The organism is Ramlibacter sp. GCM10027632, from assembly GCF_042675325.1.
Lineage (GTDB): Bacteria > Pseudomonadota > Gammaproteobacteria > Burkholderiales > Burkholderiaceae_C > Ramlibacter.
Map to the genome: position 1 here is coordinate 1 of NZ_JBHTGW010000011.1, position 17,555 is coordinate 17,555.

Sequence of the window (17,555 nt, forward strand, 5' to 3'; positions counted from 1 at the left end):
GCCCGAGCTGCACATTCGCTCGCACCCCAAGGCGAAGTACGAGGCCACCGCCGGCGTGCTCGCCTCGGCCCAGCGCAATGGCCTCAACAAGCTGGGCATCGTGGGCACCGAGCAGTTCGTCAACTGAACACGATTGACAGGTTTTCTCTCCAAGGTCCGTATTTGCCGACTCGCCCGAGTCGGTTTTTTTTGAGGGTTGCCCCATGACGATTCGACACCGACGCTGGCTGCTGCGCCCCCTGGCCCTGGGCGTGGTGCTCGCGTCCTTCTGGTGCGGTGCGCAGGCGCAGCCGGCCCCGCAGGCCGCGCTGCGCGCCGAGCTGGCCAGGCCGCTGGCCGCAGCCCAGGAGGCCCTGAAGAACAACCAGCCCGCCGAGGCGCTGGCGCTGGCGCGCCAGGCGCGCGACGTCGCGGGCCTGACGCCCGCCGAGCGCGTGTGGGTCGAGCGGATGGTCGCGGTCGCGGCCCTCACCGCCAGGCAGGACGACGTGGCCTTGCCGGCGCTGGAATTCCTCGGTTCGAACGCCTCGCTGCCCGCCGCCGAGCGCGCCAGCTTCCTGCAGGCGCAGGTGGACGTGGCCACGCGCCTGAAGGACTACCCGCGCCTGGTGCGTGCTGCCCAGGGCTACCTGGCCGCCGGCGGCACCCACCCCAGCGTGCGCCTGGCCATGCTCCAGGCCCTGTCCCTGCAGGGCCAGCATGCCGCCGCCGCCAAGGCGGTGGAGGACCTGGTCGCCGCGGGCGGTGCGGTGCCCGCGCCCTCGGAGCGCGAGCTGCGCGTGATGGCCGCGAGCTACCGCCAGCTGAAGGACGACGCCGGCTACTACCGCGCCCTCAAGCAGCTGGTGGCCCGCTTCCCGACCCCGGACTACTGGGGCGACCTGCTCTCGCGCGTGCGCAACCTGCCGGACTTCAACCCGCGCCTGGAGCTGGACGTCTACCGCCTGCTCGAGGAGGTGGGCGGCCTCGACGAGGCCGACGACATCGCCTACATGGCCGGCCTGGCCCTGAAGGCCGGCCTGCCCGCGCAGGCCCTGCGCGTGCTCGACGCCGGTTTTGCCAGCAAGGTGCTGGGCACCGGCGCCGAGGCCGCCAGCCACCAGCGCCTGCGTGCCGAAGCCGCGCGCCGCGCCGCCGAGGACGACAAGGGCCTGCCCGCCCTGGAGAAAGCCGAGGCGGACCCGACGGCGCAGGCCGAACTGGCCGAGGTGCTGGCTTCCCGGCAGCAGTGGGCCCGCGCGAACGCGGCCTACGCGCGCGCGCTGGCCGCGGGCGGCAACCGCCGCGAGGCCGAGCTGCGGCTGCACCACGCCATCAGCCTGTTCAAGGCCGGCCAGGTGCCGCAGGCCCGCGCCGCCTTCCAGGCGGTCCAGGGCGATCCCTCGGCCGTCGAACTCGCCAGCCTCTGGCTGCTGCGGGTCCAGGAGCGTTGATGCCAGAATCGGCGAAGCCCATGGCAGATCGCCCCGACCCGATGACAGCCAGTCGACCCTCCCCGCGCGGCAGCCGCCGCGTCCAGATGGCCGACATCGCCCGCCTGGCGGGGGTGTCGACGTCCACCGTCTCGCGCGCCCTCAACGGCAGTCCCCTGATCAACGAGGAGACGCGCCAGCGCGTGGGCGAGCTGGCCAAGGCGCTGAACTACACGGTCAACCTCGGCGCGAAGAACCTGCGCCTGGGCGAGAACCGCACCATCGGCATGGTGATCCCGTTCGACAGCCGCACCCGCCAGCACATCTCCGACCCCTTCTTCCTGGGCATGCTGGGTTCGCTGGCCGACGCGCTCACCGACCGCGGCTACGACATGCTGGTCTCGCGCGTCGATGCCGAGCACCTCGACGGCATGGCCGCCCTCTACGACAGCGGCCGCGCCGCCGGCGTGATGGTGATCGGCCAGTGGGGCCACCACGACCAGCTCAACGCCCTGGCCATGCGCCAGGTGCCGCTGGTGGTCTGGGGCGCGCAGCTGCCCCGGCAGTTCTATTGCTCCGTCGGCGGCGACAACATCTCGGGCGGCCGCCTCGCCACCCAGCACCTGCTCTCGCGGGGCCGCCGGCGCATCGCCTTCATGGGCGACACCCAGCTGCCCGAGGTGGCGCTGCGCCACCAGGGTTACGCCGAGGCGCTGCGCGCCGCCGGCCTGGAGCCCGACCCGGCGCTGCACATTCCCGCGCCCTTCACCGCCGAACAGGCCCGCGCCGAGATGCAGGCCTGGCTCGCGCGCGGCGTGCCGTTCGACGCGGTATTCGCCACCTCCGACCTGATCGCGATGACGGCCATCGGCCTGCTGCGCGGCCAGGGCTTCAGCGTGCCCCAGGGCGTGAGCGTGGTCGGCTACGACGACGTCGAGGCCGCCTCGCACGGCGACCCGCCGCTGACCACCATCAAGCAGCCGATCGACCAGGCCGGCATCGCGATGGTGGAGTGCATGCTCGCCCTGCTGGCGGGCGAGCCGGTGGAGTCGCGCGTGCTGCCCACCTCGCTGGTGCTGCGCGGCTCGACCGCGCCGGTGATCGCTGCCTCCTGACAAATCCCGCGCGCCCGCCGCGGCGCGCCCTGCCTCCAAGGACCCTCGCATGCTCTCCACCCTGGTGCTCGGTGAAGCCCTGATGGACTGCCTCACCCAGCCCGATGGCACCCTGCTGCCCCTGATGGGGGGCAGCCCCTTCAACCTTGCCCGCGCGGTGGCGCGCCAGGGCGCGCCGGCCGGCTACCTCTCGCCCTTCTCCAGCGACAGCTTCGGCCAGCGCCTGCGCGCGCAGGCCGAAGCCGACGGCGTGCAGGTGCTGCGGGCGCCCAGCGCCTGCCCCACGGCGCTGGCCGTGGTGACCCTCGGCGCCGGCGGCCAGCCCGCCTACGGCTTCTACCGCGAGGGCGTGGCCGACCGCGACTGGCAGCCCGGCGCCCTGCTGGCGCAGCTGCGCGCGCTGCCGGTGGGCGTGCTGCACACCGGCTCGCTGATGCTGGTGCCGCCCGAAAGCGACAAGGCGCTGGCCGTGATGCGCGGCGCGCGCGACCTGGGCTGGACGGTGAGCCTGGACGTGAACCTGCGCCCGCGCCTGGCCGGCGATGCCGCCGCCTACCGCGCCGCGGTGATGCAGGCCGTGGCCCTGGCCGACTGGGTCAAGGCCAGCGACGAGGACCTGCATTTCCTGGGCTTCTCCGATGCATCGCCGGCCACGGCCGCCGCCGTGCGCGAGCGCTTCGCCGCGCCCGCCAACCGCCGCGTGGCGCTGACCTTCGGCGGCCAGGGCGCGAGCCTGTGGGTGGAGGGCCGCGAGGCCGCCGCCCCCGCGCCCGCCGTGGCCGTGGTCGACACCGTGGGCGCCGGCGACACCTTCTGGGGCAGCTGCCTGGCCGACTGGGCCGAAGGCGGCGACGCCGCCGCCCGCGTGGACGCCACCCTGCGCCGCGCCATGACCGCCGCCGCCCTCAACTGCACCCGCAAGGGCTGCCAGCCGCCCACGCGGGCCGAACTGCGCGCCGCCCTCGACTGACCCGCCCCGACCCCTTTGCCTCCATGACTGCCATCCCCACCCCCACGCCCATGTCCGCCCACGACATCGTCATCTTCGGCGGCGCCGGCGACCTGTCCTGGCGCAAGCTGCTGCCCGCGCTGTACATGGCCGACCTGCATGGCCGCCTCGACGGCGCCTGCCGCATCCTCGGCGTGGGCCGCCACGCCTGGACCCGCGAGCAGTACCAGGCCTTCGTCGACGAGAAGGCGCGCGCCTGCGTCGAGGCCGGGGCGCTGCAGCCGCAGGCCTGGGCCCAGTTCCTCCAGCGGCTGGACTTCGTCCCGCTGGATGCCAGCCAGCCCGAGGGCTATGCGCGCCTGAAGGCCGCCTGCCGCGAGGGCGCCACCCGCATCTTCTACCTGGCCACCGCGCCCAGCCTGTTCACCGCCATCGCCGGCCACCTGGACGCGGCCGGCCTGGTCGACGCCGCCGCCCGGGTGGTGCTGGAAAAGCCGCTGGGCCACGACCTGCCCTCGGCGCAGGCGATCAACGAGTCGGTGGCGCGCCACTTCGACGAGCGCCAGATCTACCGCATCGACCACTACCTGGGCAAGGAGACGGTGCAGAACCTGATGGTGCTGCGTTTCGGCAACGCGATGTTCGAGCCGCTGTGGCGCGCGCCCTTCATCAGGAGCGTGCAGATCACGGTGGCCGAGACGGTGGGCGTGGGCACGCGCGCCGGCTTCTACGACCACACCGGCGCCATGCGGGACATGGTGCAGAACCACCTGCTGCAGCTGCTTTGCATCGTGGCGATGGAGCAGTCGATCTCGCTGGACCCGGACGACGTGCGCGACGAGAAGCTCAAGGTGCTGCGCTCGCTGCGCCGCATCGGCCCGGCCGACCTGCAGCGCGAGACGGTGCGGGGCCAGTACGTGGCGGGTTCCGTGGCGGGGCAGGACGTGCCCGGCTACCTGCAGGAGGCGGGCGTGCCGGCCGACAGCCAGACCGAGACCTTCGTGGCCCTGCGCGCCTACGTGGACAACCCGCGCTGGGCCGGCGTGCCCTTCTACCTGCGCACCGGCAAGCGCATGGCGCGGCGGCACTCGGAGATCATCATCGAGTTCGCGCCGCCGGCCTTCTCGGTCTTCGCCGACCAGCCGGCCGCGGCTCACCCGAACCGGCTGGTGATCACGCTGCAGCCGGAGGAGTCGATCAAGCTGCAAATGATGGCCAAGGAGCCGGGCTCGGGCATGAAGATGCGCCCGGTGTACCTGAACCTGGACCTGCAGTCGGCCTTCACGCAGCGGCGCGCCGAGGCCTACGAGCGCCTCCTGATCGACGTGATCAAGGGCCGCCTGACCCACTTCATGCGCCGCGACGAACTGGAGGCCGCGTGGCGCTGGGCCGACCCGATCCTCGAGGGCTGGCAGCAGGCCGGCGAGGCGCCCAAGCCCTACGCCGCGGGCAGCTGGGGCCCGGCCGCCGCCTCGGCGCTGGTGGCGCGCGACGGCGGGGAGTGGGCCGAGGCGCATTGATCGAGATGCGTACCGACCATTCAGGGCGCGCGATCAGTCGATGATCCTGCGGCAGGAGAGGCCGGATGCGTGTCATTGAACAGGGCGATGTAGGGCGCGTACCGGAATCGCCGGTTGCGGGCGTAGCCCGTCATCTCCTGCAAGATGCCCTGTTCCACCAGGCGCGCCACCAAGGTGTTGGCCGCAGCGAAGGTGGTCGTCGTCTGCTGCTGCACGTCGGCCACCGACACGATGGGCCGATCGAACAGGGACTCCAGCACCCGGTGGCCATTGCCTGCCACGCGGCCCAGGTGCTCGGTGATCGTCGCGCGGTGCTGTTCACGTAGCTGAAGGATGTGCCGCGCGGTGCCTGCGGCTTCCCCGGCCACCGCGATGACACCGCGCAGGAAGAACGCCAGCCACCCCTCCCAGTCGCCGCGTTCACGCACGGCCTGCAGGTGGTCGTAATAGGCTTGGCGATGCTGCTTGAAATAGTGCGACAGGTACAGCACGGGCTTGTGCAGCACGCCGCACTCGGTCAACAAGAAGGTGATGAGCAGTCGTCCCACACGGCCGTTGCCATCCAGGAAGGGGTGGATCGTCTCGAACTGCACATGGGCCAGCGCGATCTTGATCAGCGGCGGCAGGGTGTCGGTGGTGTGGAGAAACCGCTCGAGGTCGCCCAGGGCTTGCGGCACTTCGTGATGCGGCGGCGGGACAAAGGACGCTGTGGCCAGGGTGCAGCCCGCCGGGCCGATCCAGTTCTGGCTGGTGCGCAGTTCGCCCGGTTGCAGCTGGCCTCCTCGCACGCCTTGCATCAGCTGGGCATGAATCTCGCGAATCAGGCGCACCGACACCGGCAGCTCGGCCAAGCGAGCCAGGCCATGGTTCATCGCCCGGACATAGTTCAGGACCTCGTCCACGTCACGAGGCAACCCGAGATCGAACAACTGTGCTTCGGCAGAAAGCAGGTCCTGCAAGGAGCTCTGCGTGCCCTCAATCTGGCTTGAAAGCACGGCTTCCTTGCGCACGTACATGAAGACGAACTGATCGGGATTCGGAAGCGTCAGGACCGATCCATCGAGGCGACCGAGTGCCCGGTCGGCCGTGGACAACAAGGCCGCGATCTCGCCCCCCAGGTTCAGCGGCGGCTGCGGCGGCAAGGGGGCCGGCATGAACGCACGGTAGCCGGTCGGCTGGCGGATGTAGCGGCCCGCTCGTGCCTGCGGCGTGATGGCCTCTTCTTCGGTCGCCATGTTGGACGGTGCCTTTAACAGGGGGTGAATCAGGCTCCATATGATATGCAGCCTTTAATATGATGGGCGACAAGCCCCCATGTTGTAGGCAGCCTCGAGGTCGCCAGAGTGCATTTCGCGCCCGTCCCGACACGGCCATCTCCCTGCCCGTCGATCCGATGACACACCCTAGCGTGTCAGCGCGTGGCCATCCACGGCTCGCGCCGCAGGTCCTCCAGCCCCTCCACCACCCGCAGCCGCGGGTGCGCCTGCAGCGCCTCCACCATCGGCGAGCGCAGCGCGTACACCCGCATGCCCGCGGCCAGGCCGGCGGCGATGCCGGGCGGGCTGTCCTCCACCACCACGCAGCGCGCGGGCTGCGCCCCCAGCGCCTGCGCCGCGGCCAGGAACAGGCCCGGGTCCGGCTTGAACAGGCCCACCTCGTAGGCGCAGTACACGTGCTCGCCGAAGTAGCCACGCAGGCCGGTCAGCGACAGCGTCAATTCGACCTTGGGTCGCGGCCCGTTGGTGGCCACGCAAAAGGGCGTGTGCTGCGCCTGCAGCGCCTCCAGCAGCGCCTGCGCGCCCGGCATGGCCAGCAGGCCCTCGCGGAAGCGGTCGGCCATGGCGGCGCGCATCACGGCTTCGAAGTCGGCGGGTAGCGGCCGGCCGAGGCGGCGGGCCAGCTCCGCCAGCGCGTCGGGCATGGGCCGGCCGCGCCAGGTCTCCACCCCTTCGCCGGGTTCGAAGCGCACGCCCAGCGCCAAGGCATGCGCATGCAGCACCTCCAGGCCGGGCGTCTCGCTGTCGACCAGGGTGCCGTCGGCATCGAAGATCACGGCGTCGACGGAAGGGAGCGTGGGGGGCAGCGGCAGGGTCATGGGGTCGGGGGCGGGCGAGCCCGGTATTCGACCACGGCGCGCCTCGCCAGCGGATGACTAAGGGTTAACCCTTGTCCTTTTTCTGTTCCTTTCATCGAGAATCCGTTCCATTAATCGGAACAGATCACCCGAAGGAGCAGGAGATGAAATTGACCCACTGGATCCGCGCGCTGATGGGCGTCGCACTGTCGGCCTGCATGGCCGTGGCCCAGGCGCAGGCCTTCCCCACCAAGCCCGTGAAGCTGCTGGTGCCCTACCCGGCGGGCGCGCCGGTCGACAACTTCGCGCGCGGCCTGTCCGAGGAACTGGGCAAGCTCTGGGGCCAGAACCTGGTGATCGACAACCGCGCCGGCGCCAACGAGATCGTGGCCGCCAGCGCGCTGGTGCAGTCGCCCGCCGACGGCTACACCCTGATCCTGGGCAGCGACGCGCTGTTCACGCAGAACGCCTTCCTGTATTCCAAGCTCCCCTACAACGCCGACAAGGACCTGGTGCCGGTCACCCGCGCGGTGGAGTTCAACATGGTCCTGATCGTGCGCGCCGACCTGCCGGTCAAGACGCTGAAGGACTTCGTGGCCCTGATGAAGCGCGAGGGCGAGAAGCACAACTACGGCTCCGCAGGCGCCGGCGGCACCACCCACCTGGCCATGGAAAGCCTGAAGCAGGAAGCCGGCTTCAAGATGAACCACGTGCCGTACAAGGGCATCGCCCCCGCCATGCAGGACCTGCTGGGCGGCAACATCGACGCCCTGATCGCCGGTGCCAGCGCCGCGATGGCCCAGCTGCCCTCGGGCAAGGTGAAGGTGCTGGCCATCGCCGGCAAGCAGCGCGCCAAGGCGCTGCCCGACGTGCCCACCTACGCCGAGCAGGGCTACCCGAACGTGGTCTCCAACCTGTACCTGGCCATCGCCGCCCCCGCCGGCACGCCGGCCGACGTGGTCGACAAGCTGCACCGCGACCTGACCAAGGTGCTGAACGACAGGAAGTTCGCCGAGAAGAACGTGGACCCGTACGGCTATGCCGTGATCGCCGACACGCCCAAGCAGTTCGAGGCCTTCCTGAAGCAGGACAAGGTCGCCGCGGGCAACCGCATCAAGCAGCTGGGTGTGAAGCTTGACTGACTCCCTGAAGTCGCGGATCGCACGGGGTGACCGGCTCGCCGGCACCTTCGTGAAGACCGCCAGCCACCAGAGCATGGAGGTGCTGTGCGGCGCGGGCATGGACTTCGTGGTGATCGACGCCGAACACGCGCCCTTCAGCCCCGACGCGCTGGACCTGTGCCTGCTCGCCGCCCGCGCCCAGGGCGTGCCCGCCCTGGTGCGCGTGCCCGACACCCAGGCCGGCACCTTCCTGCAGTGCCTGGACATGGGCGCCACCGGCCTGCTGGTGCCCCATGCCCGCACCCCCGAGGGCGTGGCCGAGGACCTGAAGAAGGCCCGCTACGTGGGCGGCAGCCGCGGCTTCTCCAACTCGCCGCGCGCCGGCGGCTACGGCCAGGTCGGCATGGCCGACCACATCCGCCGCGCCGACGCCGAGGTGGCCTGCGTCTTCCAGATCGAGGACGCCGAGGCGATCGAACACATCGAGGCGCTGGCGGCCCTGGAAGGCGTGGCCGGCTACCTGATCGGGCGCGCCGACCTGGCGGTCTCGCTGGGGTGCACCGACATCCACGCCGAGCCGGTGGTGCAGGCCGTGGACAAAGTGGCCGAGGCCTGCCGACGCCATGGCAAGCCGCTGGGCATCTTCGTGACCGACGTGGCCGAGACCGCGCGCTGGGTCGACCAGGGCCTGAGCTTTTTCATCGTCGCCTCGGACCAGGCCTTCCTGGCCCGCCAGGCGTCGCAGGTGATGGCGCAGTTCACGCAGCTGCACCGCCAATAAAGGAGTGGATAGCAATGAGCATCACGCAAATGTTTGACTGGAACACCCTGCCGCGCGAGTTCGTGCGCGAGGGCATCGAGCGCTGCGGCTACCGCGGCGAGAACTTCATCATGGTGATGAACTGGATCCAGCCGCGCATCGAGGTGCGCCCGCACAAGCACGACTTCGAGCAGGTCGCCATCTGCGTGCAGGGCGTGATGGACTACCACGTGGGCGACGAGGTGTTCCGCATGACGCCGGGCTGCATGGTCCGCGTGCCGCCGCACACGATGCACTACGTGGAGCCGGTGGGCGACGAGGTGGCCCTGAACCTGGACATCTTCTCCCCCATCCGCGACGACTACAAGCACCTGGTCGAGTACCAGAAGAACGAATTCCGCTGAAACGCCGAGAGAGTGAGCCGCCCCATGAACCGCCCCGAATCCCTCTGGCGCCAGACCGACCCGGGCCTGTCCGCCCGCCTCGTGCAGGGCGCCGTCGACCTGCATTGCCACAGCGGCCCCTCGGTCATGCCGCGCTACTTCGACCACTACGAGGCCATGCAGGAGGCCTCCAAAGCCGGCGTGCGCGCGCTCCTGATCAAGGACCACTACTACTCCGCCACCCCGGTGACGGAGATGTTGAACAAGCAGTTCTCCCACCTGAAGGTCACGCTGCTCTCGGGCGTGCCCCTGAACAACACCACCGGCGGCCTCAACCTGTACGCGGTGGAACACGGCCTCAAGCTCGGCGCCAAGGTGGTGTGGATGCCCACCTTCTCGTCGAAGAACCACCTCGACCACCACAAGAAGGACGAGCAGTTCAAGGACAAGTTTCCGCAGACCAAGAAGGTGATGATCGAGCCCACGCCGCTGGTGGTCACCGACGGCAAGGGCAAGCTGCTGCCCGAGGTGCTGCCGATCCTGGATCTGGTCGCCGAGGCCGACGCGGTGCTGTCGTCGGGCCACCTGCACATCGACGAGATCTGGCCGCTGTTCGAGGAGGCCAAGAAGCGCGGCATCCAGCGCCTCCTGTGCAACCACCCCACCTACGTGATCGACGCCACGCTGGAAGACATCCAGCGCCTGGTCGGCATGGGCGTGTACGTGGAGCACTCCATGTGCATGTTCATCCCGGGCTCGAAGTTCAAGTTCTACGACCCGCAGGACCTGGACGCGATGATCCAGGCCGGCACGGTGGACAAGACCATCCTCGGCTCGGACCTCGGCCAGGTCGGCAACCCCGGCCTGGTGGACGGCTTCAAGAACGTGATCGAGACCTGCCTGGACCTGGGCTACACCGAGGCGGAGGTCCGTAAAATGACCTCGACCAACGCGGCGACTCTGGTGGGACTTTGATGCAGGACAAGGGTGGAGAGGCAGAACAGCAGGATTCGGGAGCGGCCTCCGTGTCGGTGCTCGAATCCGTCGAACTCGTCACCCGCATCCTCGACCTGCTCGCCGCCTCCTCGGTGCCCCTGGGCGTGACCGAGGTGGCCCAGGCGCTGGGCGAGGGCAAGTCCCGCATCCACCGCAACCTGGTCTCCCTCAAGCACTTCGGCTATGTCACGCAGAACCAGGTGAGCGACAAGTACGCCCTGGGCTGGAAGCTGTTCCAGCTGGGTGAGAAGGCCAGCCTGGAATCGAACATCCGCCAGGTCGCGGCGCCCTACCTCAAGTACCTGAGCAGCCGCACCCACCTGGGCGCGATGCTGGCCGTCCCCATCAACGGCACGCCGCTGGTGGTGGACTCGGTGGCCAACGAGGGCTTCGTGAGCATCTCGGTCAAGCCCGGGAACAAGCCGCTGCCGCTCAAGTCGGCGCAGGGGCGGGTGGCGCTGGCCTATGCCTCGCGCGCGCAGTTCGATGAGATCCTGCGCCTGCACCTGCCGGGGCTGGCCGGTGAGAAGGTCGACGCCGCCTGGCACACCCGCCTGGACAAGCGCCTGGCCGCCATCCGCGAAAACCTCTACGAGACCGCGCCCAACGAGACCCTGATCGGCATCAACGTGCTGTCGGCCCCCGTGCTGCGCGGGCCCGACGAACTCGTGGCCATCGTGAGCGTGGTGGGCTCCATCCAGCACCTCGCGGACCCGCCGGGTCCCGCGGTGCGCGACGCCGTGCTCGGCGTGGCCGCGGCGCTCTCGCGCTTCATGGGCAGCACGGTGTACGAGGCGCGGGGCATTCCCGCCCTGGCGATCTCGTCCGAGCCGCCGGCCTGAACGCCGGCGCGTCCCGCTGCGTCAGCCCGCGGCCGGGCCGGTCGCGGCCGCCCGGGCCTGCAAGTGGCTGGCGAGCAGGCGCGCGGCCAGCAGGGTGGATTCGTCCTGCCGCATGGCGATGGTGAACTCGCGGCGGGCCCAGGCGTCCTCCAGCGGCACGACGGCGATGTCCAGGGTGACGGCATTGCGGCGAGCCACCGTATCGGGCAGCACCCCCACCCCCAGCCGGTTGTGGACCATCATGCACAGCGCGTCGAAGCTGGTGACCTGCATGCGCATGCGCAGCGGCCGCTCGATCGCCCCCGCGGCCCGCGACAGCAGGCCGCCGATGGCGCTGCCGGTGTGCATGCCGATGATCTCCTCGGCGGCGATGTCCTCGAAGCGCACCGAGGCCCGGGCCGCCAGCGGGTGGGGGCGCGGCGCGCACACGACCAGCCGGTCGCGGTGGTAGGGCAGGGTGGCCAGCGCGGGGTCGTGCGGGGCGCTGTTGTAGATGCCGAGGTCGGCGGCGTTGTCGGCCACCAGCCGCGTCACCCGCGTGCTGGTGCGCTCCTCCAGCTGCACCTGTACCCCGGGGTACTGGTCGCGGAAGCTGCGGATGTCGGCGGGCAGGAACTGGGTGATGGCGGACATGCTGGCGCACACCCGCACCAGCCCGCGCACGCCGCTGGCGTAGCCCTGCATCTGCACCGGGATCTGGTCCAGCTCGTGCAGCGCGCGCCGCGCCAGCGCCTGCAGGGCGAGGCCGGCGGCGGTGGGCTCCACGCCCTTGTTGGTGCGCACCAGCAGCTGCGTGCCGAGGTGGGCCTCGATCTCCGCCAGGCGCTTGCTGACCGCGGCCGCGGCGATGTGCTCGCTGTCGGCGGCCGCGGCGATGGTGCCCGCCTCGATCACGCGCACGAAAAGCTTCAGGGAAACCGGATCCAGCCGCTGCATGGGCGTCGATTGTGCCGCCCCTGCGACCGCCCTCGCGGTTGGCGATGGCGGCATCGCCAACCACTGCTTTCCCGCGGGTGCGCACCTTCACAGAATCGTGGCATCCAGAAAACAGAGGAGAGACAAGGCATGGACCCAGCCGTCACGTCGTCGGCCCGCATCAAGGTGTTCTGGCAGCCGGGGTGTTCCTCGTGCCTGCGCACCAAGGAATTCCTGGCCAAGCAGGGGATCGAGTTCGAGTCGATCAACGTCCACAACAACCCCGCCGGCATGGCGGAACTGGCGGCGCTGGGCGCGCGCAGCGTGCCGGTCGTGGCGCTGGGCGGCAAGTACACCCTGTGCCAGTCCTTCAACGACGTCATCAAGTTCCTGGACCTCAAGACCAAGCTGATGGACCCGCTGCCGCCGGCGCAGCTGGTCGCCAAGCTGGAGATGGTGCTCAATGCGACCATCCGCTACACCCGCCAGTTCACGCCCGCGCAGTTGCACGTGGTGTTCCGCGACCGCAACCGCACGCCGGCAGGCACCACCTTCCACATCTTCCGCGTCGCCGAGATGGGCCTGCAGGCGGCCCAAGGCATCGAGCTGAAATTCGAGGGCTTCAACGACGTGCCGCCGGACGACTGGACCGCCGAAGACATCGCCGCCTGGGGCGAGCAGGTGCGCGATCGCGTGCTGGCCTGGTGGGCGCAGCAGCAGGCGAAAGACCCGGCGCTGGATTTCACCGTGCCGACCTACTACGGCCAGCGCCCCATGCACGACGTGCTGGAGCGCACCGCCTGGCACGCCGCGCAGCACACGCGGCAGGTGATGTTGATGCTCGAGAGCCATGGCGCGGCCCCCGACGGCCCGGTCACGATGGCCGACCTCGCCGGCCTGCCGGTGCCCGACGAGGTCTGGGACCGCTGACCCGTCCCCGCGGCGCCAACGACAACGACAAAGACAACGGAGACATCGTCATGAGGATTCCCTTCCTGCTCGCGAAACTGGTGGCCGGCCTGGCGCTGGCCGGCGCCGCCGCGGTGGCCCTGGCCCAGGACAACTGGCCGCAGCGGCCGGTGAAGATCATCGTGCCCTTCGCCCCGGGCGGCGGCGGCGATGCGGTGGTCCGCAACATCAGCGAGAAGCTCGGCGAGCGCCTGGGCCAGGCGGTGGTGATCGAGAACCGCCCGGGCGCCTCCGGCTACATCGGCGCGCAGGCCGTGGCCGCCGCCGCGCCCGATGGCTACACCCTGCTCATGGGGTTCGACGGGTCCCTGGTCGTCGCCCCGCACCTGATCAAGGCGCCCTTCGACGCCCAGGTGGACTTCGCGCCGATCACCAAGCTGAACGACGCGACGCTGATCCTCGCGGCCCACCAGTCGGTGCCGGCGAAGAACCTCGCGGAGCTGGTCGAGTACTCGAAGAAGCAGGGCGGCCTGGGCTTCGGCTCCTCCGGCGCGGCCACCACCACTCACCTGGCCGGCGAGCTGCTGGCGATCCGCTCGGGCGCGCAGCTGCGGCATGTGCCGTACAAGGGCGGCGGCCAGGCGGTGACCGACGTGGCGGGCGGCCAGATCCCCCTGATCTACACCGTCGTGCCCACCATCGCGGGCTTCCTCAAGGACGGCCGCCTCAAGGCGATCGGTGTCTCCAGCGCGAAGCGTTCGACGGTGCTGCCCGACGTGCCGACTTTCGCCGAGTCCGGCCTGGCCGGCTTCGAGGTCAGCTCCTGGTACGGCCTGCTGGCCCCGGCGAAGACGCCGCGCCCCATCATCGACCGCATCCAGCGCGAGGTGAACGCGGTGCTGCAGCTGCCCGAGATCCGCGAGAAGTACGTGCGCGGCGGCTTCGAGCCGGTGGGCAACAAGCCCGACGAGTTCGCGGCGCAGATCCGCGCCGACTTCGCCCGCTGGCAGAAGGTGGTGAAGGACGCGAACCTGAAGATGGATTGAAGGCCGCTCCCTCCGGCGCATCGAGCCGCTCCTGTGCCCGAGGGACTGGTGCGAACCCGGTAGTCGGTGCCAGGCCCTGTGGCCGGCCCCTTGTGCCAGTACGTGCTGCCGCGAACCTGCTCCGCCTCCTTCAGCGCCTCCTCGAAGGCTTCGAACGCAGCGACCGCATCGATGTATTGCCGCGTCGCGTCAGCCGAGCGTTCAAGCATGCCGTGTCTTTCGGCATGTTTTCGAGAATTTGAGGTTCATGCCGAAAATCCTTGGAGGACAAGGACTTGCGTTTGGATGGCCGGCCAATTCCGGCGCCATTCACGATGGCTTGCGCCCGCCTGGGAATGGGCTTCGAGGCGAGGGGGGAGAGAGAGGGGGAGAGGGGGGGAGAGGGGGGGAGGGGAAGCAGAGGTCGCCGGAGCCGGCAGCCTGGCGCCCCCGACAGGAATCGAACCTGTATCTAGCGCTTAGGAGGCGCTCGTTCTATCCATTGAACTACGGCGGCGGCTGGAGCCGATTGTAGGGGCCGCCGGGGCGCTCGCCGACGCCTCGCCCGTGAGCAGGGCCCGCTTGTTCTCGCGGCTGCGGAAGGCGTGCTCGCGCATCAGCGACTCGGCCCGCGCGCCCTGGCCGGCCTCGAGCGCGGCGAGGAGGTCCTCGTGGTCCCGCTGCGCGCGCTCGATGAAGCGGAACTCCAGCTGCGGCGCAATGCCGTGCAGGCTCAGGGCCGCCGCCCCCGCCAGCGGCCGCCGCGCCACATGCTCCAGGGCCGACACCAGCGCGCGGTTGTCCGCCGCCTCGACCAGCACGGCGTGGAAGCGGGCATTCATCGCGATCCAGGCCGGGCCATCGAGCGCCAGGCCCCGGGCCCGGGCGGCCTCGAGCAGGGCGCGCCCCTCGGCCACGCATTCGCGCAGCGAGGCCAGCACCGCGCCGCGCTCGGGGCGCTCGGCCACCAGCCGGGCGGCCATGCCTTCGAGTGCGCCGCGCACGTCGATCGCGTCGGCGATGTCGCGCGGGTCGAAGGCCCGCACCCGGAAGCCCCGCGTCGGCAGACGCTCCAGCAGGCCCTCCTTCTCCAGCTCCTCGAAGGCCAGCCGGATCGGCGTGCGCGAGGCGCCGAGCTCGGCGGACAAGGCCAGCTCCAGCAGGCGCTCGCCCGCGGCGTAGTGCCCGGACACGATGCGCCGCCTCAGCTCGCTGGCGACGGAGTGGATTTGCTTGGCCATGGGCGGGGATTCTAGTCGGGGGTCCTTTTATGCATGCAATAATTAGTCTTCGAAGGATTTATGGCGAAATCCATCAAAGATTGCATGCAGAAAGCCAAGGAGAGAGACAAATGACCTTTTCCCGACGGCGCCGTGTCGCGGCGCTCGCCCTGGCCTCGCTGGCCATGACCGGGGCCTGGGCCCAGGCCCCGGCCGCCGACTACCCGAACAAGCCGATCCGGCTGGTCGTTCCCTTCCCGCCCGGGGGGGGCGGCGACACCCTGGCGCGGCTGGTCATGACACGCGTGGCCCGCGAACTGGGCCAGCCCCTGGTGGTCGAGAACGTGGCCGGGGCCGGCGGCAACGTGGGTGCAGTGGCCGCGGCCCGCGCCACGCCCGACGGCTACACGCTGTTCTACGGCACCAACGGCACGCACGCGATCAACCACGCGCTGTACAAGAACCCCGGCTTCGACCCGCGCAAGGACTTCGAGCCGGTGAGCCGCTTCAGCCGCATCGGCGCCATCGTGGCGATCCGCCCGGGGCTGCCGGTGAACTCGATGGGCGAGCTGCTGCAGCTGGCGCGCAAGGAACCGGGCAAGCTGAACTTCGCCTCCGCCGGCAACGGCACCACCTCGCACCTCGCCGGGGAGATGCTGAAGGCGCAGGCCAACATCGACGTGCAGCACGTGCCGTACAAGGGCGGCGCGCCGGCCATGACCGACCTGCTCGGCGGCCGGGTGGACTTCATGATCGACGTGGTCCCCAACACCGGCCCGCAGGTGCGCAGCGGCCGCATCAAGGGCCTGGCGGTGAGCACGGGGCAGCGGCTGGAGAGCTTTCCCGAGCTGCCCACCGTGGCCGAGTCCGGCGTGCCGGGCTTCGACGTGAGCGCCTGGGACGCGCTGTTCGTGCCCGCGCGCACGCCGCGCCCCGTCATCGACAAGCTCAACGCCGCCGTGCGCAAGTCGCTGGCCGACCCCGAGCTGCGGGCCGCGCTCATGAGCCGTGCGAGCGAGCCGGCGCCCACCTCGCCCGAGGAGCTGGCCCGCTTCGTCGCCAGCGAGATGGAGCGCTGGGGCGGCGCCGTCAAGCGCGCCGGCGCGCAACTCGATTGAGGACCGACGCCATGACCGTTTCTTCCCACGACGCCCACGACGCCCGCTACGCCGGCCTGCCGCTGCCCCTGGCCCCGGCCATCACCGAGACCAAGCATTTCTTCGCGGCGATGGACAACTTCACCCGCACCTTCGCCTTCCGCCCGGGCGACCGCGTGCTGGTGCTGGCCGACCCGCTGCTGGACCCGCGCGTGATCGACGCCGTGACCGGCCTGGCCAAGGCGCGCGGCGCCACGGTGCGCGTCTACATGGAGCCGAGCTCGCGGGTGGAGCAGGTGCCCGAGGAGGCCAAGGCCCTGGTGGCCAAGGCCACCTTCGTGGTGTCGACCTGGTTCTGCTCCATCATCGACCCGTTCTTCATCGGCCTGCGCAGGCAGGGCCAGCGCTGGGTCAAGATCACCTACTTCCGCAACCTGGACCTGCTGCACACGCCGCAGGCGCGCTTCCCGATCGACCTGGTGGGCGAGATCACCCGCGCCACCGCGTCGCGCTACCCGAAGGGCGTGCCCTTCGACCTGCACTTCACCGATGCGCGCGGCAGCGACTTCCGCATCCACTTCACGCCCGAGATGCGCGAGAACATGCTCTCGACCAACCGCTGGCGCGGCCGCATGGGCGCCGACGAGGACGGCTGCTACGTGCACTACCTCGCCTCGCACGGCCCCAACCTGTGGGACCACAACGCGGTGAAGAACGACCTGTCCGTGCCCACGAAGATGTCGGGCGTGCTGTACCCGCAGTGGGCGGTGGGCTTCGCCAGGCCCTTCGCCGAGCGCATCGGCGTGCACTTCGAGGGCGAGTACGTCTCGCATGTCACGGGCGAGTCCGAGGAGGCGCGCATCCTGCGCGAGATGCTGGTGGGCGGCCGCATGATCGAGGGCGGCGGCTGCGGCTTCAACCCCAAGGCGCCGCGCCACACCATCTACCCCGCCGGCTCCAACGCGCCGGGCGCGCTGCATTTCGGCATCGACCTGGTCAAGCCGGCCGACTACATCCGCCGCACCATGCCCGACTGGGAGGAGCCGCCGGTCCACGTGGACCTGGTCACGCTGGACGCCACCGTGAAGGCCGGCGACAACCTCCTGATCGACCAGGGCTTCCTGTGCGCGCTGCGTGATCCGCAGGTGGTGGAGATGGCCGCGCGCTACGGCGACCCGGTGGAACTGCTGGAGACGCAGGTGCTGTGACCCGCGGGC

General features: G+C 70.4%; 17 protein-coding genes and 1 tRNA gene. 13 read left to right on the top strand and 5 right to left on the bottom strand.

Annotated elements, in window-relative coordinates; translation table 11 throughout:
• Window positions 1-203: 203 nt before the first annotated feature.
• The 4 genes from ACFQZY_RS15830 to zwf are packed head-to-tail and all read left to right on the top strand — an operon-like array spanning window position 204 to window position 4,996.
• Window positions 204-1,433, top strand: a complete 1,230-nt coding sequence (locus ACFQZY_RS15830; protein WP_377417567.1) for a hypothetical protein — start codon at window positions 204-206, stop codon at window positions 1,431-1,433.
• Between the two features lie 41 nt (window positions 1,434-1,474).
• A complete protein-coding gene (locus tag ACFQZY_RS15835; protein ID WP_377417569.1) occupies window positions 1,475-2,527 on the top strand; it encodes a LacI family DNA-binding transcriptional regulator in 1,053 nt (350 codons plus the stop codon).
• Between the two features lie 49 nt (window positions 2,528-2,576).
• The gene (locus ACFQZY_RS15840) at window positions 2,577-3,497 is read left to right on the top strand and encodes a PfkB family carbohydrate kinase (RefSeq protein WP_377417571.1); all 921 of its coding nucleotides are present in this window, start codon (window positions 2,577-2,579) and stop codon (window positions 3,495-3,497) included.
• A gap of 23 nt (window positions 3,498-3,520) precedes the next feature.
• Window positions 3,521-4,996, top strand: coding sequence for a glucose-6-phosphate dehydrogenase (gene zwf, locus ACFQZY_RS15845; protein WP_377417573.1), 1,476 nt, complete (start codon window positions 3,521-3,523; stop codon window positions 4,994-4,996).
• 20 nt (window positions 4,997-5,016) lie between these two features.
• Here zwf and ACFQZY_RS15850 read toward each other — a convergent pair whose 3' ends face one another.
• Window positions 5,017-6,231 carry a Fic family protein gene (locus ACFQZY_RS15850; protein ID WP_377417575.1) on the bottom strand — a complete coding sequence of 405 codons (1,215 nt, stop codon included), beginning with the start codon at window positions 6,229-6,231 and terminating at the stop codon, window positions 5,017-5,019.
• A 176-nt stretch (window positions 6,232-6,407) separates the two neighbouring features.
• Complete coding sequence (locus ACFQZY_RS15855; RefSeq protein ID WP_377417577.1) at window positions 6,408-7,091, bottom strand: HAD family hydrolase; 684 nt, start codon at window positions 7,089-7,091, stop codon at window positions 6,408-6,410.
• Window positions 7,092-7,234: 143 nt separating this feature from the next.
• Between ACFQZY_RS15855 and ACFQZY_RS15860 the strand changes: the two genes are divergently transcribed.
• From ACFQZY_RS15860 to ACFQZY_RS15880, 5 genes are read left to right on the top strand one after another with little or no spacing between them, the layout of a single operon-like run.
• Entirely contained in the window at window positions 7,235-8,212 is a 978-nt protein-coding gene (locus ACFQZY_RS15860) for a Bug family tripartite tricarboxylate transporter substrate binding protein (RefSeq protein ID WP_377417579.1), read from the top strand.
• Entirely contained in the window at window positions 8,205-8,972 is a 768-nt protein-coding gene (locus tag ACFQZY_RS15865) for an HpcH/HpaI aldolase/citrate lyase family protein (RefSeq protein ID WP_377417581.1), read from the top strand. The genes ACFQZY_RS15860 and ACFQZY_RS15865 overlap by 8 nt, the downstream gene beginning before the upstream one ends.
• Window positions 8,973-8,986: 14 nt before the next feature.
• Complete coding sequence (locus ACFQZY_RS15870) at window positions 8,987-9,355, top strand: cupin domain-containing protein (protein ID WP_377417583.1); 369 nt, start codon at window positions 8,987-8,989, stop codon at window positions 9,353-9,355.
• Window positions 9,356-9,379: 24 nt separating this feature from the next.
• The gene (locus ACFQZY_RS15875; protein ID WP_377417585.1) at window positions 9,380-10,309 is read left to right on the top strand and encodes a DUF6282 family protein; all 930 of its coding nucleotides are present in this window, start codon (window positions 9,380-9,382) and stop codon (window positions 10,307-10,309) included.
• Between the two features lie 50 nt (window positions 10,310-10,359).
• Window positions 10,360-11,172 carry an IclR family transcriptional regulator gene (locus ACFQZY_RS15880; protein WP_377417587.1) on the top strand — a complete coding sequence of 271 codons (813 nt, stop codon included), beginning with the start codon at window positions 10,360-10,362 and terminating at the stop codon, window positions 11,170-11,172.
• A gap of 21 nt (window positions 11,173-11,193) precedes the next feature.
• Here the strand turns inward: ACFQZY_RS15880 and ACFQZY_RS15885 are convergent, their stop codons facing one another.
• Window positions 11,194-12,108, bottom strand: a complete 915-nt coding sequence (locus ACFQZY_RS15885; protein WP_377417589.1) for a LysR family transcriptional regulator — start codon at window positions 12,106-12,108, stop codon at window positions 11,194-11,196.
• 129 nt (window positions 12,109-12,237) lie between these two features.
• Here ACFQZY_RS15885 and ACFQZY_RS15890 point away from each other — a divergent pair, with 129 nt between their 5' ends.
• Window positions 12,238-13,017 (top strand): glutaredoxin domain-containing protein, encoded by a 780-nt coding sequence (locus ACFQZY_RS15890; RefSeq protein WP_377417591.1) that lies wholly within the window; start codon window positions 12,238-12,240, stop codon window positions 13,015-13,017.
• 50 nt (window positions 13,018-13,067) lie between these two features.
• Entirely contained in the window at window positions 13,068-14,042 is a 975-nt protein-coding gene (locus tag ACFQZY_RS15895) for a Bug family tripartite tricarboxylate transporter substrate binding protein (protein WP_377417593.1), read from the top strand.
• A gap of 421 nt (window positions 14,043-14,463) precedes the next feature.
• Here the strand turns inward: ACFQZY_RS15895 and ACFQZY_RS15900 are convergent.
• Window positions 14,464-14,538, bottom strand: a tRNA-Arg gene (locus tag ACFQZY_RS15900).
• Window positions 14,501-15,262, bottom strand: coding sequence for a GntR family transcriptional regulator (locus tag ACFQZY_RS15905; RefSeq protein ID WP_377417852.1), 762 nt, complete (start codon window positions 15,260-15,262; stop codon window positions 14,501-14,503). The genes ACFQZY_RS15900 and ACFQZY_RS15905 overlap by 38 nt, the downstream gene beginning before the upstream one ends.
• Window positions 15,263-15,372: 110 nt before the next feature.
• On the opposite strand from ACFQZY_RS15905, the gene ACFQZY_RS15910 reads away from it, so the two are divergent.
• Complete coding sequence (locus tag ACFQZY_RS15910; protein ID WP_377417595.1) at window positions 15,373-16,359, top strand: Bug family tripartite tricarboxylate transporter substrate binding protein; 987 nt, start codon at window positions 15,373-15,375, stop codon at window positions 16,357-16,359.
• Between the two features lie 11 nt (window positions 16,360-16,370).
• On the top strand, window positions 16,371-17,546 hold the full coding sequence (locus ACFQZY_RS15915) for a hypothetical protein (protein WP_377417597.1): 1,176 nt from the start codon (window positions 16,371-16,373) through the stop codon (window positions 17,544-17,546).
• Window positions 17,547-17,555: the final 9 nt, after the last annotated feature.